The 16741-nt window shown below is 42.7% G+C and carries 17 protein-coding genes; 1 reads left to right on the forward strand and 16 read right to left on the reverse strand.

The window, feature by feature from the left end; translation table 11 throughout:
* Positions 1-5: 5 nt before the first annotated feature.
* The 14 genes from glmU to ODU45_RS06195 all read right to left on the reverse strand — a co-directional run bounded on the left by glmU (position 6) and on the right by ODU45_RS06195 (position 10821).
* Positions 6-1388: a bifunctional UDP-N-acetylglucosamine diphosphorylase/glucosamine-1-phosphate N-acetyltransferase GlmU gene (gene glmU / locus ODU45_RS06130; RefSeq protein WP_398580968.1), complete on the reverse strand. Its 1383-nt coding sequence runs from the start codon at positions 1386-1388 to the stop codon at positions 6-8.
* Between the two features lie 304 nt (positions 1389-1692).
* Positions 1693-2007: a hypothetical protein gene (locus ODU45_RS06135; RefSeq protein ID WP_053867289.1), complete on the reverse strand. Its 315-nt coding sequence runs from the start codon at positions 2005-2007 to the stop codon at positions 1693-1695.
* 64 nt (positions 2008-2071) lie between these two features.
* Positions 2072-2545, reverse strand: coding sequence for an ASCH domain-containing protein (locus ODU45_RS06140; RefSeq protein WP_398580969.1), 474 nt, complete (start codon positions 2543-2545; stop codon positions 2072-2074).
* Positions 2542-2823, reverse strand: coding sequence for a hypothetical protein (locus tag ODU45_RS06145; RefSeq protein ID WP_162495987.1), 282 nt, complete (start codon positions 2821-2823; stop codon positions 2542-2544). The genes ODU45_RS06140 and ODU45_RS06145 overlap by 4 nt, the downstream gene beginning before the upstream one ends.
* Positions 2824-2833: 10 nt before the next feature.
* Positions 2834-3532, reverse strand: coding sequence for a 3-oxoacyl-ACP reductase (locus tag ODU45_RS06150; protein ID WP_398580970.1), 699 nt, complete (start codon positions 3530-3532; stop codon positions 2834-2836).
* Entirely contained in the window at positions 3525-3761 is a 237-nt protein-coding gene (locus tag ODU45_RS06155; RefSeq protein ID WP_004194840.1) for a DUF2829 domain-containing protein, read from the reverse strand. The genes ODU45_RS06150 and ODU45_RS06155 overlap by 8 nt, the downstream gene beginning before the upstream one ends.
* 3 nt (positions 3762-3764) lie before the next feature.
* A complete protein-coding gene (locus tag ODU45_RS06160) occupies positions 3765-4475 on the reverse strand; it encodes a class I SAM-dependent methyltransferase (protein WP_398580971.1) in 711 nt (236 codons plus the stop codon).
* 156 nt (positions 4476-4631) lie between these two features.
* Positions 4632-5426 (reverse strand): hypothetical protein, encoded by a 795-nt coding sequence (locus ODU45_RS06165; RefSeq protein WP_398580247.1) that lies wholly within the window; start codon positions 5424-5426, stop codon positions 4632-4634.
* 1 nt (position 5427) lies between these two features.
* On the reverse strand, positions 5428-5745 hold the full coding sequence (locus ODU45_RS06170) for a PadR family transcriptional regulator (RefSeq protein WP_024387534.1): 318 nt from the start codon (positions 5743-5745) through the stop codon (positions 5428-5430).
* On the reverse strand, positions 5742-5906 hold the full coding sequence (locus ODU45_RS06175; protein ID WP_024386445.1) for a membrane protein: 165 nt from the start codon (positions 5904-5906) through the stop codon (positions 5742-5744). The genes ODU45_RS06170 and ODU45_RS06175 overlap by 4 nt, the downstream gene beginning before the upstream one ends.
* Positions 5907-6273: 367 nt before the next feature.
* On the reverse strand, positions 6274-8283 hold the full coding sequence (locus tag ODU45_RS06180; protein WP_398580246.1) for an ABC transporter permease: 2010 nt from the start codon (positions 8281-8283) through the stop codon (positions 6274-6276).
* Position 8284: 1 nt separating this feature from the next.
* The gene (locus tag ODU45_RS06185; protein WP_024382815.1) at positions 8285-9043 is read right to left on the reverse strand and encodes an ABC transporter ATP-binding protein; all 759 of its coding nucleotides are present in this window, start codon (positions 9041-9043) and stop codon (positions 8285-8287) included.
* Positions 9044-9152: 109 nt separating this feature from the next.
* Positions 9153-10145 carry a HAMP domain-containing sensor histidine kinase gene (locus tag ODU45_RS06190; protein WP_136671483.1) on the reverse strand — a complete coding sequence of 331 codons (993 nt, stop codon included), beginning with the start codon at positions 10143-10145 and terminating at the stop codon, positions 9153-9155.
* The gene (locus ODU45_RS06195) at positions 10138-10821 is read right to left on the reverse strand and encodes a response regulator transcription factor (RefSeq protein ID WP_398580245.1); all 684 of its coding nucleotides are present in this window, start codon (positions 10819-10821) and stop codon (positions 10138-10140) included. Before ODU45_RS06195 ends, ODU45_RS06190 begins: the two co-directional genes overlap by 8 nt.
* A gap of 169 nt (positions 10822-10990) precedes the next feature.
* On the opposite strand from ODU45_RS06195, the gene ODU45_RS06200 reads away from it, so the two are divergent.
* Entirely contained in the window at positions 10991-12172 is a 1182-nt protein-coding gene (locus ODU45_RS06200) for a DUF2974 domain-containing protein (RefSeq protein WP_398580972.1), read from the forward strand.
* 13 nt (positions 12173-12185) lie between these two features.
* On the opposite strand, the gene ODU45_RS06205 is transcribed toward ODU45_RS06200, so the two are convergent.
* On the reverse strand, positions 12186-13310 hold the full coding sequence (locus ODU45_RS06205; RefSeq protein ID WP_398580973.1) for an aminotransferase: 1125 nt from the start codon (positions 13308-13310) through the stop codon (positions 12186-12188).
* A 635-nt stretch (positions 13311-13945) separates the two neighbouring features.
* On the reverse strand, positions 13946-16708 hold the full coding sequence (locus tag ODU45_RS06210) for a G5 domain-containing protein (RefSeq protein ID WP_398580974.1): 2763 nt from the start codon (positions 16706-16708) through the stop codon (positions 13946-13948).
* Between the last annotated feature and the right edge of the window lie 33 nt (positions 16709-16741).

Below are 16741 nucleotides of genomic sequence, written 5' to 3' on the forward strand. Positions count from 1 at the left end.
ATTACCTATTTTTGACTTGGATGGAACGGAAAACGAGTCGCATAACCTTCTTTGTTTTCTTGACGACCACGACCAATACCGATGGCATCCTCTGGAATATCTTTTGTAATAACAGAACCTGCAGCCAACAAGGCATTGTCCCCAATAGTTACTGGTGCGATAATGGTTGAGTTAGAGCCAACAAAGGCATTATCTCCAACGGTTGTTTTAAATTTATTTTTACCGTCGTAATTGACAGTGATGGTACCAGCACCAACGTTAACATTATTGCCAAGCGTTGCATTTCCTAGATAGGTCAAATGACCAGACTTCGTTCCTTGACCAAGTGTAGAAGCCTTGATTTCCACAAAGTTTCCAACGTGAACATCTTTTTTCAAAAGACTACCTGGACGAATATGGGCGTATGGTCCTACCGTCACACCTTCTTCAATGACAGATTCTTCAATGTCTGAGTTGCTGATAACTACATCTGCTGCAATTTTCGCATCGCGTACACGAGTACCATTGGTTAAGACAGTGCGTTCACCAATCACCGTTTGACCTTTCAAGACAACATTAGCTTCGATAACAGCTTCTGCACCGATTTCCACATCGATGTCAATATAAGTCGCTTCTGGATTAACAAAAGTCACTCCGTTAATCATGTGTTTTTCATTGATTCGCTTGCGCATCACAGCTTCTGCAGTCGCAAGAGCGACGCGGTCATTGACACCCAAACTTTCATCAAAATCACGCAATACATAGGCACCAACCTTTTCGCCTGCCTGACGGAAAATCGAAATAACATCTGTCAGATAGTACTCACCTTGGGCATTGTCCGTATTAATATCTTTAAGCGCTTCAAAAAGACGTTTATTATCAAACAAGTAGGTTCCTGTATTGATTTCTTTCACTTGTTTTTCAAAATCGTTGGCATCTTTTTGCTCAACAATTTTTTGCACTTCCCCATCAGCATTGCGAATAATCCGACCATATCCGAATGGGTTATCAGCCTGAGCTGTCAAGATAGTCGCAACGTTCTTGTGGCTGACATGGAAGTTAATGAGGTTCTTCAAGCTTTCTCCTGTAATCAGCGGTGTATCCCCTGCGATAACAAGGGTCTGACCTTCCAAACCTGCAAGAGCTGGCTCAGCCATCATAACGGCGTGGCCTGTCCCCAACTGTTCAGATTGAAGGGCAAACTCTGACTGCCCTTCGAGAACAGTCTGCACCAATTCTGCCTTGTGACCGACAATAGTTACTGTTTTAGCAGGTTCCATAGCATCTACAGCCCGTTTGACATGCTCCAACATGGTAATTCCTGCCACTTTGTGTAAGACCTTTGGCAAGTCAGACTTCATGCGAGTTCCCTTACCCGCCGCTAGGATAATTGCATAGTTATTGCTCATAGTTTTCTCTCTTTTCAATGATATACTCCTATTATAGCAAATTTTGATGTTTTTGGAAAATAGCGGAAGAAGTGAAATAGAACTCGACAAAATGCAAAGTATTCCTCTCACTTCCAAACATCTAGTCTGGGCTAACTATAGTTCCTGAATGATGTAAACCGACTACCGCCAACTTCCCAACTTTTTCCTCGCTTTTCCCTTTCTAAGTTTAGGCTGAATCAGTTCACTGAATAGCCTAGACTGTTTTGATGCCAGGTTCAAGAAAGATGCTACAATCTAGGATAGAAAAAGGAGCCTGAGCTCCTTAGAATATTAGATGAAGACCTCGTTGACCATCTTCTCTTGCTTTCTCTGTCAAGGCTTTAAACTCTTCCCAAACAGGGCGTTCTTGGTCTGTAAAACGGAGATTGGCACCTGGAAGACTAGCATTAGAAATGGTCTGCACAAAGCCTGACAAACTATTTGCCAAAGCCACTCCTTCCTTACTAGCCACATCTTCCTTGGCAACAAGCAAGACCGACTGCAACTTCCCTGTCTTCTCTTTGCCAATCTCCTCCTCTTTTCCAGCAAGAATAGAAGAAAGCTGGTCCAATAAATTGATGACACGTTCCTTATCCATAGGAACCTCCTTGTTTAAGTTTATATTATTATAATATAAATAACTAAAATAATCAAGCAAGGATCTAATTTTTAGGGTAAACCAATTCAAATTCTTCACAGACGACCAGCATATCTTCTGAGAAGGATAGGCCTGCTTCTGCCAGCCAGATAGTGAAAAGCTCTTCATGGACCTGTCGCCAGTGAATCAGACTTTTCGCTTTTATGTCAGACAAGTCACCTTCCTGACGGAACTCGCCCTCCTTATAGGCATGATTTTCCGTCACTTGGGAAAAGGGCGTCACATAGACCTTGGTGGTCTGGATAATGCACACAGCCTGACCTTGCCCGTCAAGAATGATGTCATAGCCACCAGCTGTAGGGATTTCTTCTCCCTCTACTGCGTAAAGGGCATGAGCAGAGCTGGTCGAGGTTTTGATGCCTCTAGCCACCAAATCAGCCAGCCGATCAGCTTCCGCCCCAAAGGCCCAGGCCTCCGGCTCAGGACCTGCTTGGGGATTGATGGCAAGAAATTCTTGCCAGAGTTGTGTTGGGGTCATAGGGGGACCTTTCTAGAAATTTGCCAATTCTTTGCTTGATCAAGTAAAGCCTCAAATCCATAAGGGATTTGATTTAGAAGTGTTTCGGTTATCCCAAACTGGAGTATCTCAACTAAAGCAATTAATTGAACATCTGCAATGTCATGAATATCTCCACAAAGAAATTGCCACATCCCATCTTCCAAGTCGTGACTGATATAGGTTATCGTTTTATTCTCTTCACTTATGTGTTTACAGATCACCACTGCTACATGAGGATTATCATCAAAAATCAACATCACTTCCCCCCTACTTCAAACTCCAGCCGCCGTCAATGGTGATGATTTGACCTTGCATAGAAGCCAGTTTTCCGCTGGCCAGCATGAAGGTTAACTCTGCAATCTCTTGAGGCTGTGTCCAGCGTCCGATAGGGGTCTGGTCTGCCACCCAGTCCGCCAGGCCACCAGGCTCAAAGTCCTTCTGGGTCATGCCTGTCTGGACAGCACCAGGGGCGATGCCGAAGACCTGGACCTTGTCCTTGGCATAGTCCAGTGCCAACTGCTTGGTAAATCCTGCCAAAGCGTGCTTGGAGGCAGTATAGGCAGAGCCTCCTCCACCTGCTAGGTTGGAGGCAATGGAGCACATATTGATAATAATACCCGACTGTCTGTCCACCATTTGTTGCAGATAGGGGCGGGTTAGTCTGGTCACCGCAAAAAAATTAACCGCAAAGATATGTGCCAATTCATCCTCCTCAATATCGAGGTGGGGACGGTAATCATCTAGAATGCCTGCGGTATTACAGAGGACATCAACTGTCTGGCACCACGAAAAGACTGGGGATAAATCACCAGTTAGGTCTAGTTGTAGAAAGTGGAAATCGCCTGACAAATCAGGCTTGTTGGACTGGTCAATGCCGTAGACACGCCAGCCATTTTCCAAAAAAATCTCCGCCTGCGCTAGTCCAATGCCGCTGGAAACGCCGGTGATGAGGGCTGTCTTAGTCATGGACTTCCACCCAGTCGGTCGCAAGGACATCGCAAGGGGTCGGGCTCCACATGGAGAAACCTTCGCCCTCGCCTGTCACGTTGATGAGGAAATAAGGCGTCGCCTCCAGCTTTTGCCCGTGGACCTCAATGGTGTCAAAGAGCTGGACGTAGTTCTCCGCTCCGCCCCAACCTGTGCGAACGTACTTTTTCTTGGCTTTCAAGCCTGGTAAAATCTCTTCAAATGTCATGATTTACTCCTTTGTGAATTCATCTTTTTGGCAAATAAATAGAAAATGGTTGCTGGCCCCAAGTAAATGGGGATCCTTGCAGTGAGCAAAATGCCAGTCCAGATAGGTCTGGTAGGTCCTCTGATCCATGGCATTGATCTGTGGAGCCAGCATTTCAGCAAATCCGTCGGTGGCAAGGATAGAAAGAATAGACAGACCTACTTGTTCCAGCATTTCTCGGCACTCCTTCAAAGTAAAGAACACAAAAGGTCTATTCCTGACGCGTCCTTTATCTGCCTGAAAACCGCTGTCCTGAGCTGTTAGATAATGAGGATTCCGGGCAGTTTCTGTCATCGGTATCATGTCATGATTGATAAAGGCGATGAACAGCTTGCCCCCTGGTGCCAGAAGTCGCTTAGCTTGGCGAAGACTTTCCTCACGGTCTGCTACTTGCGATAGGTGGTAAAGCGGTCCGAATAGTAAAACGATGTCGAAATATCCGCTGGGAAACTCTTCCAGTTCCAAGGAGCTTTTCTGTTGGGCTGCTAGATTGGTGAGCTGGCTAGTCACAATCTTTTCTGTCAATCTTTGGTAGTTTCGAGAGGCAGGCTCTAGTGCGACTACTTCCTTAGCAATCTTTGCAAGGGGAAAAGAATAAACTCCCGTCCCTGCCCCAATGTCCAATATCTTAGACTGGTCAGTCACATACTTTTCCAACTCACGAAAGGTGGTCAAAAATTCAAACTATCCAGCTTGACTAACCAACCGCTCATCCTCGTGAAAAACAGAATACAAGGCTTCATGGCATTGCAAATCGTCTTCGATGCAAGAATTTCCTCAAACTCCATACAGGCACCTCCTGTTTTTCTTTATTATACCAAAATATACCATCTATTTCTTTTTCCTCACCAACAAAACCGCAGTTCCAATCCAAAAGGCCATCGCTGGAAGAATGACCAACATCAGATTGAGCCAAACTGGAACGGTCATGACCATATTTACCACACCGCCAACAATCATGAAGAGATAGGTCGGTAAAAAGACATAGCGGACTAATTTTTCCTTTTGGAAAAATAGCAGAGCAAGACCGAGCAAAGTGAGTGGCACTAGAAGCCCCCAGCCAGTCAAGACTAGGTCAGGTTCCTTGGGCATTGCCCAGAGACGAAGTCCACAAATCACGAGAAAAAGAAGGGGGATGCAGAGAAAACTTGCCCAAACCTTGATTTTGCTGGTCTGGTAAATCAGACTGCGAATGATGAGGAAAATCCCTGCTGGGAGGAGGAGGCTAAGTACCGCGTCGCAGATCAAGTCCAGCCAGTTGAGGGAGATGGTTCCTGTCCCTGCAAAATCCATGAGCCATTGGCTACCGAGGTAAATGATGAGCATGAGGCCACTCAGGTTTGCAACTTCCACGAAACCAATCGGAGGGAGATAGCTGAGTAGGTCGTCCGCCATCTGCTTGCTATCTTTACCCAGAAAATCCTCCGCCGAAAGCCCGTCTTTTTGGGCTTCAAGAACATCTTGGTAAATGGATAAGAGCTGGGCAGTCACTGCTTCTTCCTGCCTGTGAAAGACAGAGGCAATCATCATGTAGCCATTGATACGGCCCATGTATTCCTTGTTTTCCTTAGTCAGCTGGCTTTCAATCACTTCAATCTGCTTGCGGTATTCCATTTGTTTGCTCATCCTACTCTCCTTTCAATCGCTGAACCTTTTGGACCAATTCCGTCCATTGGCTCCAAAAATCTTCTAGATAAGCCTTTCCCTGGTCTGTCAGATAAAAATACTTCCTGTCCGGTCCGTCTGGCGAGGGCTTATTCTGACTAAGAATCAGGCTATTTTTCTCTAACTTCTGAAGGAGGGGATAGACTGTCCCTCCGACCATGTTTTCAAAGCCCTGATTTCTCAACTCCTGAACCAGCTCATAACCATAAATCTCCTTCTGACTGATAATTTGTAAGACACAGCCGTCTAGGACCCCCTTTAGCATTTGGGTTTCTTTCATAAGCCCTCCTCATCATCTGTAAAAAATCCAAACAGCAAGCCTGATGCTAACAGGATACCTAAAATCAAAATAGAATCCAAGGCCCAGCCAGTTATAATGGCCGTCACAAGCGTGATACCTGCTAGTTTCCAACTTTCCCGACTTTTCTTATCCAGTTTCATACTGCCTCCCCATCTAGTTTGTAATACACACTAGTCTTGTAAAAATAAAAGTGATTTTCTTTGTCTTCTATCACTAGTTTGTTTTACCTATTAGTATTGTATCTATAGTGTAACACAAGGTAGCTAGTATGTAAAGCAAAATAGTGGAAAATGAGTAAAAAAATCAACACTACTACTCAAAGTTTGTGTCAACATCTCAGCACAGTGATAGATTGCTTCAACAGTCTGGGGAGAGACTGTTGAAGGTGGGAAATAAAACAAACGCAGTTTGTGTCCAAACAATCTGGGAAATTGTTGGAAGTTGGAAATAAAAAGTTACGGTAGCAACATATCTAAAAACACATAAAAAACTTGGGTTGTCCCAAGTTTAGGAAATAATTTGTTTGTAAGACCGTGTCGTGATGGCATATACCACTAGGTAAAGGAGGAGATAGCCACCACAGATGCCTACCGTTACTTGCAGCATAAGCCCTGCATTGACCACACCAATAGACAACAAGATAGACGAGAGCATCTTGTAGGCAAATGCAAGATGAACAAAGGCAAGTAGGATAGGTAGGAAAAAGACGGTCAGCAATTGCTTGCGAATGGACTGTCTCGTCTGATCCTCATCCAGACCAACCTTGGTCATAATGACGAAGCGATCTCTGTCTTCATAGCCTTCTGAAATCTGTTTGAAGTAAATCACCAGCACCACCGCCATCAAAAAGATGAGTGATAGCAAGAGGCCGATGAAGAAAAGTGAACCTGCAAAACTGAAGAAACTACGCATCGCATAGGCACGGTAGGCGAGACTGATGGCGTTCGTTCCATTCGGTAATATATTGGACTCCCAAAGCTCACTTTCAAAGGTACCGGATAAGAAGACCTCCTGGCTATTTACCTGCTCTTCTTCTGATAGACTACTTTCAAAGCCCATATAATAGCGATTTTCGGCTAGATTTTCAAATATTGTCAAATCTTGAACAACAATGACTAAATACTTACTAAAATTAAAAGTCACATGGTCAGGCAGATGTCCCAAGGTCACATTCTTGGGCAAGACTTGGGCAACTTTCATCTCCTTTTCATCAAAGGTGAGGGTTTGACCAGCTTGATACTGGACTCCCTTACTATAAATGGCCACTTGGTCAGCTGCCAACTCCAGTTTTTGACTAGTCATTTTTTCATATGTAGCTTTATCCAAAATATAGCCTACACCTACTTGATTAGAAAAATCCATCCATGACTCTTTTTCTGTCAAAAATTTTACTTGCTGATTTGTCACCTCAGAAAAATAGGCTTGCTGATAAGGATAGACCACCTTACTTTCAACAGGAATATCTGTCTCTTCTAAGATAGCTTCCGCCCACTCCTCCCACTTCTCCGTTTGAGCTTTTGAAGTGGTTGGTTGCATTCCAAAATCAATAGAATAATCATTTGGATTTTGATTGGCGATATAATCTTTACCACCGATGTAAATATTGAGTCCTCCAACCATGGTCACCAAAAACATGCTAGAGAGGATAGTAATGGTCGCAAGGCCCAGAGCATTTTTCCGCATACGGAAAATCAAGTTGGATACAGAAATGAAATTATCTGGCTTATAATAATAGGTCTGACGGTTCTTTAGCCAGTTTAATAGACTGATAACACCTGCGTGGAAGAGCAGGTAGGTCCCAAGGATAACCAGAAGAGTCGCTCCAAAGAAACTTGGAATAGCCTGCATCGGACTGGTCACTAGTTGGGCAATGGTATAGCCTGCCCCCAATAAGATAAGAGCTAAGAGGGTCTGTAGCCAGAGTAAGCCTGATTTCTTATCCCCACGCTTCTTACCTTGAACCAGTTTGAGTGAGTCGGTCAAGCCCAGTTTTCCAATATTAAAGAGGCTGACCAAGGCGAAAATGCCAAAGAGATAGATAAGTACAGTGACTAGACTTTTCAACTGGAAGGTTGAAGCCAGGACCACAGGCATCTGCATAGCTTTCAGCAAGAGGGCATAGAAGAGTTTATCTAGAGCCAGTCCCAAGAGCAAGCCAGATAGAATGGTACCGACTGAAAAGACCAGATTTTCTAGAAAAGTCATCAAGAAGAGATGTTTTTTCTCCAGACCAAGAATGCTATAGACACCAAACTCTTTTGACCGCTGCTTCATAACAAAACTATTGGCATAGAAGACCATGATGGCAACGGCCAGCATAACCACAATCATACCGAAGCCCAGCACTTGAATCACTCCATTGGCCCCCTTGACCTGACCTAAATCAGGATGAAAGGCAAGCGAGGCAAAAATATAGGCAATGGCTGTGGACAAAATGGTCATCAGGGCATAGGGAAAATAGAGTCTGCGGTTCTTTTTGAGATTGGTCAGAGCCAATCGAACGGTTAGTCCAAACATACTACTCACCTCGATTCGCCATAAGTGTCAAGGTATCTGAAATCAGCTGATACATTTCCTGACTGGTTCTCTCACCTCGGTAGATTTGATTGTAGAGAATGCCATCCTTGATGAAGAGGACCCGTTTGGCACGACTAGCTGCTACTGTCGAGTGGGTTACCATCAGAATAGTTTGCCCTTCTTGGTTGATTTTTTCAAAAATATCTAGAAGAGTTGCCGTTGATTTAGAGTCGAGAGCCCCAGTCGGCTCATCCGCTAAGAGTATTTCTGGCTGGGTAATGATGGCACGCGCCACCGCAACTCGCTGCTGCTGACCACCCGAAATCTCGTAGGGCATCTTGTCTTGCAAGGTCGCAATTCCCAGGCTATTAAGCGTATGAACGAGTCGCTTGTTCATCTCATCAATCGGATAGCGGGATAAAACCAGAGGTAAGAGCACATTGTCCTTGACAGAGAGGGTGTCCAAGAGATTGAAATCTTGGAAGACAAAGCCCAATTTCTCCCGACGAAAGGCTGCCGCTTCCTTGCTCTTGATAGACTGGGTATCCAATCCGTTAAGCAGGACCTTGCCCTGCGTTGGCTTATCAAGGGTTGCCAAAATATTGAGCAAGGTGGATTTTCCAGAACCAGACTCACCCATAATAGCGACATATTCACCCTTTTCCACTGTAAAATGAATATCCTTCAAAGCCTCAACCTGTCCCGCCTTAAAGAGAGAACTGTATATCTTTTGAACGTGTTGAACATCTAAAACTGACATAACTTGACTCCTTTTCTTTTTCTACCTTCATTTTTCTACCTTCATTCTACACGGTCCCAAGATAAACTACCATAGCCTTAGCTTTCATTTACGTGACAGTTTTGTAAGATTAATCAAAAATCAACTCCACTTCTTTGATACCGATTCGCACCTCTGTTCCCCGCCCCACTTTTGATTTTAGCTTTAGGGAATAGCCCAGCTCCGCAGCAATTTTCCGTGAGAGATAGAGCCCCAGACCCGAAGATTGCTGGGTTCTGCGCCCATTGAAACCTGAGAAACCACGCTCAAAGACCCGTTCCAAGTCACTCTCTGCAATCCCAATTCCCGTATCGCGAATGACCAAATCATCTCCATCCAAAACAATCGAAATGGTCCCTTCCTGACAATACTTGAGGGCATTAGATAAAATTTGCTCTATCAACAGGCCCAGCCAGCGTTTGTCTGTCTTTACGCTCCTATCCAGCTGACCCAGATCCAGGCTGGTATTGACCTGAATGAAAAAGAGGGAATATTTCTTGACCAGACATCTGACCAGCTCTTCCAAATTGACAGATTCAATAACCAAATCATCATGGAAGGATTGTAAACGGAGGTAGTTCAAGACCAAACCTGTATATTGTTCGATTTTAAAAAGTTCGGATTCTAGCTGATGACGGACTGAACTGCTGTCCACTTCCTTGGCCAAGAGCTGACTGGCTGCAATAGGCGTTTTCATTTGGTGGGCCCACAGGGTGTAGTAGTCATCTAATTCTGTCTGTTCCTGACGTTGTTTTTCCAGCAGGAGCTTGTTTTGGACTTCTAGTCGCTCCACTCTCTCCTGCAAACAACGCTCACTGGCTGTCCCAGTAGCCACTTTCTGACCACGCCAGATTTTTCTAAAACGAGAAACTTCCCTGACAAAATCCCAGAGGAGGGCGAGAATCCAACAAATACTGAGGAGGAGGATGGCATAGAAAATCAGGTTTCTTTTGATGTCAAAGAGGCTACTATAAGCCAGAATAGCCACAGCAAAAATGGCGTAGGCTATCAGAAAAATCAAGCGATGACCAAGCCATGAGGTCAAAAATCCTGGTACTAATGAGCCAAAATCATCCTTATTCATGTGTCCACACCAGGCCGTAGCCTACTCCTTTCTTGGTCGCAATCACATCTGGCAGACCCAGTTCTGCCAACTTTTTACGCAGGCGAGCAATGTTAACCGACAAAGTATTGTCATCCACAAAAATATCACTGTTCCAGAGTTCTCTCATCAGCTCCTCACGGCTGACCACCTCCTTGCCATGCTCAAAAAGCACCCGTAATATCTGAAATTCATTTCGTGTCAGCTCTTCCACAACCTGTCCATAGGACACCTGCATGGTCTTTAAGTCTAGAGAAATCTCCTCAAACCAGAGTAAACTTTGTTCGCCAACAAAGTCATAGGTTCTTCTGAGAAGCCCCTGTATTTTGGCCAGGAGAACCGTCATTTCAAAGGGCTTGGTCACATAGTCATCCGCCCCCATATTGATTGCCATGACAATATCCATAGGCTGGTCATGGGAAGACAGAAACATAATGGGCACACGGGATGTCTTGCGAATTTCCTGACACCAGTAATAGCCATTGAAAAAAGGCAGCCCAATATCCAGTAAAATCAAATGGGGCTGAAAATCTCTTATCTGGTCCAAAACCGTCTGAAAATCCTTGACCTCTTGAACCTGATAGCCCCAGTTGATCAGGTTTTTGGCAACTAGTTGGCTAATGGTTTTATCATCCTCAACAAGAAGTATTTTCTGCATAACTATCTCCTTTCATATCCCTACCATTTATTATAGCTTACATTGGAACAAATTTGAGTATTTTTATACATTTACACAAGAAGTTGACTAAAAAACCAGGTCATCAGTGGTGCAAATTTGTCATTCCCCACATATTTCGTTATACTAGATAAAAAAGGAAAGGACTCCTATGCCGAATTTATTAACCTATATTGAAGAAACTCAATACGATAATTTTTATGATAAACCTATCAATAAGCTAGATATTCTGGCTCTGACCGAACTTTCCTACCTCCCTTTTGATAATCTGGTCCCCTACTCTTTTACAGAAAATGGTGTACGACTTGATCGGTTGGCAACGGCCTTTGAAGAGACCTACAAAAATAATTTCCCTCCCTTTTCTATGGTGACCAAAAACCGCCTAGCCTTACTTGGACTTCTAGCCAAATCCAAACGCTTCAAATCTATCAAGGCATTTGGCTTCGTTGACGATTATCAGTTGGAACAGGAAAAGCAGTTTTCAGCAATCAGCTATCGCATTGACCGAAAAACAATTGTGACTTGCTTCAGAGGAACAGATGACACCATTATCGGTTGGAAGGAAGACTTCCACATGACCTATATGGATGAAATTCCTGCCCAGCGTGCAGCGAGTGGCTACTTAGAAAAACTTATGATGCAGCAGATGGGCCATTTTTATCTGGCCGGTCATTCGAAAGGCGGAAATTTAGCCCTCTATGCAGCATGCCAGCAAGCTACAGACCAACAGGATAGAATCCTAGCTATCTATCCCTTTGATTCACCTGGCTTACACAAAAAACACTTGGAAGCACCTAGTTACCAAGCTATTCACCAACGGATTTTCCCTGTCATTCCCCAGAATTCAATTGTCGGTATGATGTTAGAAACACCAGAAAATGCTCAAATCGTTCAGAGTAATACCCTCGGCATTCTACAACACATCAGTTTTTCTTGGGAGGTTGACGGAAGCGACTTCAAACTAGCCCCTGCCCTGACCAGCGATAGCCTACAAACAGACCAAGCCTTAAAAACTTGGACGGCTAGTTTAACAGACGATGAATTACGAAACTTCTTCGATTTATTTTTCGGCATTTTCATCAAAGCAGGAATTGAACGTTTTAGCGACATCACGGTAAATCCCCTACAGAAATTACAAGAAATTGATCGACTGAGAAAAGAAGTAGCTCCAGAAGAAGCTGAGATGATGGACAAACTCATTCGGCTACTCTTTGACACCCGCTACCAAATTTGGAGGGACAATATTAGCACCTCCATTCCAAGCCCTGAAATCTCTCTACCAGATTGGCGGAAACTTTTCAAAAGAAATACAGCTGAAAATAAAGAAAACTAGCTCAACCACTGAGCTAGTTTTCTTTATCAAATCTTCTTAAAAATTGGGATAGTTTTTCTAATCCTTTGATTAGAATATCTTGTTCACAGGCAAAACCTAGACGGACATAGCCGTCACGTTCAAATCGATTACCAGGAACTAGGAGAACACCGTATTCCTGCAGAAGTTGCAAGCAAAAATCTTCCATGGGCATATCTACTGCAATCTTGACAAAGCTGGTCGAAACAACCGCTGGGCGGATATAGGAAACGAGGGGTTCATTCTCAATCCATTGGTCCAAAATTGCTAGATTTTCTTCTAAAATACGCCGATTTCGTTCTAGAATTTCTTGATAATGGGCCAAAGCTAATTGAGCCACCAGATCGTCAAAGACACCTGCACAAATCATAGTGTAATCCCGATAATCTCTCAATATATCTGTCACTTCAAGATTGGCAGCCACCCAACCAATGCGAATACCTGGCAGGGAGTAGGTCTTGGATAAGCTATTTACAGCAATTCCTTTATCATAGACTTCTATAATAGATGGCACATCCAGCTCAGAAAAGGAACGATAGACTTCATCCGATAGAATGTAAGCTCCAACTTCACCAGCAATTTCCGCCAATTCTTCCAAATAAGTCCTATCCATGACAGCACCAGTTGGATTATTGGCATTGTTGACGCAAATCATCTTAGTGTTAGGACGAATGAGCTGACGCAGTTTTTCCAAGTCTGGCAACCAGCCATTTTCCTCCTCAATCTGCCACAAATCTACTTCCGCTCCCAAGGACTTTGGAATATCGTAGAGTTGTTGGTAGGTCGGATAAAGGGAAATGACATGGTCTCCTGGTTCAATCAAACTATAAAGAACTAACAAGTTGACCCCTGTTGCCCCGTTGGTCTGGAGAATTTGTTCTGGCTTGACGCCTGTATAGAGTTGACTGACCGATTTTTTAAATGCTGGCGAACCTTCTATCCAGCCATAGTTGAGCTTGGTTCCCTGCAATTTCTCATAAAAATCCTCAGGATTGGTGCCCGACAAGGTAAACAGTTCCTCCAAAGTCAATGAAGAAATGGACACCCCAGCTATATCATAAATCGCGCTATTTTCATGGACATTCAGCCATTCCTCAACGCCAAAACGTGGTAATTTCATAAGACTTCCTACTTTTATTTATTCTGCTCTTATTGTACCATATTACTTAAAATTACGTATAAATATACAAACATTCCCAAGTAAAGTACTTTTCTGTAAGAAATAGTTTGTCGCTAATCAAGTTAATTTTTTGAGAGAATACTGATTGTATCATCATTTAGTTTCTATTTTACTACTTCGACGAGTGAAAAACTCCAGTGGATTGTTTGAACACGCCTTGACTGATTGAAACAGTTAGGGAGTCGTTTTAATCCGCCGCCTCACAGTAGTCAGGCTTAAAAGTCTATTTTGGGTTCACCAATACCAATAGCAGATGCCACAAAGAACTTTCACTTCATCCCCGACGTACCAAAAAGGAATATATGATTGCCACACTCTCATATTCTACTCAATAAACATCAAAAGTAGCCTTAAAAACAAAATTAAAGATAGAACCAGGGTTCATCAATGCAAGTTGACAACGGATAATCTGTACCGCCCAATAATGGAGTATATTGAAAAAAAGTCCCAAAATTACGATTTAATTCTGGAACTTTTCCTACTTAACAAATAATCTTTAATCCATTTCAGTTGACTGAATCATTAGATCTTTAGTATTAGCACGACTTGCTGATACAAAAAGGATTTACAGTGTTCTACATCTTTTGTTTTAATTTCGAGAAAATCAGATTTTTTTGATTCTTAACATAAACCAAAACACTAATCATTGCGATACCAACTACTGCGAAAAAAGTCTGTAAGCTCCCTTTATTTTCTCCGGTTTGAGGAAGTCTCTTAGGTTTTGGAACATCATCTGTATTTGTACCATTAATTACCTTATTTTTAGCAGTGTACTCCCGAGATTCCCCTAAGTCAGATGTAGAAACCAAGTCTAATGAACCAGCAGCAACCTCTCGAACATCATCTATCGTCTGGGCTCCAATACTAATCACATTAGTTTTTCCTGTTACACCGGCAACTTGCTCAGACTCTTGACCAACTGGAAGAGTAGGGTCGTCTTGATAAAGGGTATCAAAAGGGATTTCTTTCTCCGTGATAACAGCTTCGGCAAGGTCTGCACTCTGAGCAGCTGCCAACTTCGTACCAACTCTAACAATGCGATCTACTTTGGCAGTGGTAACGACCTCTGTCGTCTGGTCTCCAATACTAATCACATTGATTTTTCCTGTTACACCGGCAACTTGCTCAGACTCTTGACCAACTGGAAGTGTGGGATCGTCTTGATAAAGGGTATCAAAAGGGATTTCTTTCTCCGTGATAACAGCTTCGGCAAGGTCTGCACTCTGAGCAGCTGCTAACTTCGTACCAACTATAACAATGCGATCTACTTTGGCAGTGGTAATGACCTCTGTCGTCTGGTCTCCAATACTAATCACATTGGTTTTTCCTGTTACACCGGCAACTTGCTCAAACTCTTGACCAACTGGAAGAGTAGGGTCGTCTTGATAAAGAGTATCAAAAGGGATTTCTTTCTCCGTGATAACAGCTTCGGCAAGGTTTGCACTCTGAGTAGCTGCTAACTTCGTACCAACTCTAACAATGCGATCTACTTTGGCAGTGGTAACGACCTCTGTCGTCTGGTCTCCAATACTAATCACATTGATTTTTCCTGTTACACCGGCAACTTGCTCAGACTCTTGACCAACTGGAAGTGTGGGATCGTCTTGATAAAGGGTATCAAAAGGGATTTCTTTCTCCGTGATAACAGCTTCGGCAAGGTCTGCACTCTGAGCAGCTGCTAACTTCGTACCAACTCTAACAATGCGATCTACTTTGGCAGTGGTAATGACCTCTGTCGTCTGGTCTCCAATACTAATCACATTGGTTTTTCCTGTTACACCGGCAACTTGCTCGAACTCTTGACCAACTGGAAGTGTGGGATCGTCTTGATAAAGGGTATCAAAAGGGATTTCTTTCTCCATAATGACAGCTTCAGGAAGGGCTACACTTAGAGAGGCAGGATAGTCTTTCTTATGCACTTTTACAGGAATTTGCAGTACATCATAGCTATTGTCAAAATACAAAACTTGTACAGTTGCAAGATAATCTCCCTCTTTATTCGTATTAACAGTGCCTTTTGGAGTAATATCTTGTATAGTTATAGTATTAGGGAGGTCCTTAGAATTGGTAAGATTATCATTAAAATCTACTTCTTCTCCCTCAAAAATTTCTTCATCAGAAAAAATTGGTTCATAGACATTTGCTTCTGGCAATGTAAAATAATATAAATTAGCTAATTTGGGATCAATGTAACCTGTCTCATTAATGCTTTTCTTGTCCCCCGTTGTAAAGTCATATTGCCCATTCATTAACGGTTCTAAGAAAGATCTAGAACCGTGCCCCGCCACGGATTTACCAACAAATTTTGTGCCAGAAAAATGCCCAACACCATTAGTAATTAAAGTATCATTATCTGTTGCATAATGAATCGATTTTCCTTCATTTGTCAGCTGGTCTCCTATTGCAGCAATACCATTGAGATTGCTAACAAGGCCTTTTATTTTTGGGGCATTAAATGTGTAGGATTTTTTTGCCCAATCATAGTTCTTTTGATTAGCATAAATAAAGCCACGTTGCGCAAGATAACCACCTAAAGAATGTCCTGTCAAATACAAATTATTGATTTGTGTGGACTGCTGAAGCTGATCCATCAATCTTTCAATACTATTTGCCTGTTTGGGATTTGTTGCAAAGAAAATACTAAGATCATCATCCACATCGGAAGTTCCTTTTGTACCCCTAATTGCAAGGACTTGCACTTCACCAGCATTGATAAATGGATAATTAGAAGTCGTCTCGAACAAAACTGCATCAAATCCATTATTTTCATGGAAAGTTCTTACCATTCGCCAGTATGGAGAGAGTTCCTTATGCATCATAGCATACTCTTGTCTACCATCATAAAGAGTATCAAGTGGCTGTAGTGGATCTAGTACCTTTCTTATATAATCATCGTCTCTATAAGCCAATTCCATAAACATGGCCATCTCTCTAGACGTAACATCCCATTTCAAGGGATCTGTCAATTGAGGATGGGAATCAGTAACCGTCCGCTCCGTGCCATCTGAAAAACCATCACCATCACTGTCTTTAAGAAATGGATGACTATAATAACCGAAATAAGTAGTTTTGTCTTTCTCATAGGTATAGATTTCTTCTTTATTTGCTAAACCATCACCATCATTATCATTATCTGGCAGAATATCACTACCAAGTAAAAGAGAGTCTACTTGACGATTTTCTAATGTGATTTTCCCTTCTGAAATCTTTATTGCATTTTCCAAGGTAAGTACTTGTTTTATAATTTCAGCACTAATGTTCCAACCACTACTAATGTCTACTGTCACAAGACTTGTTAATATGAGCGCTGAATATAATTTAATTTTATTTTTTTTCACTTTTTTTCCTCATTAATTCCTCTTATGCTAAGT

Source organism: Streptococcus sp. 2022WUSS135, from assembly GCF_044427045.1.
In the GTDB taxonomy this organism is placed as follows: domain Bacteria; phylum Bacillota; class Bacilli; order Lactobacillales; family Streptococcaceae; genus Streptococcus; species Streptococcus hashimotonensis.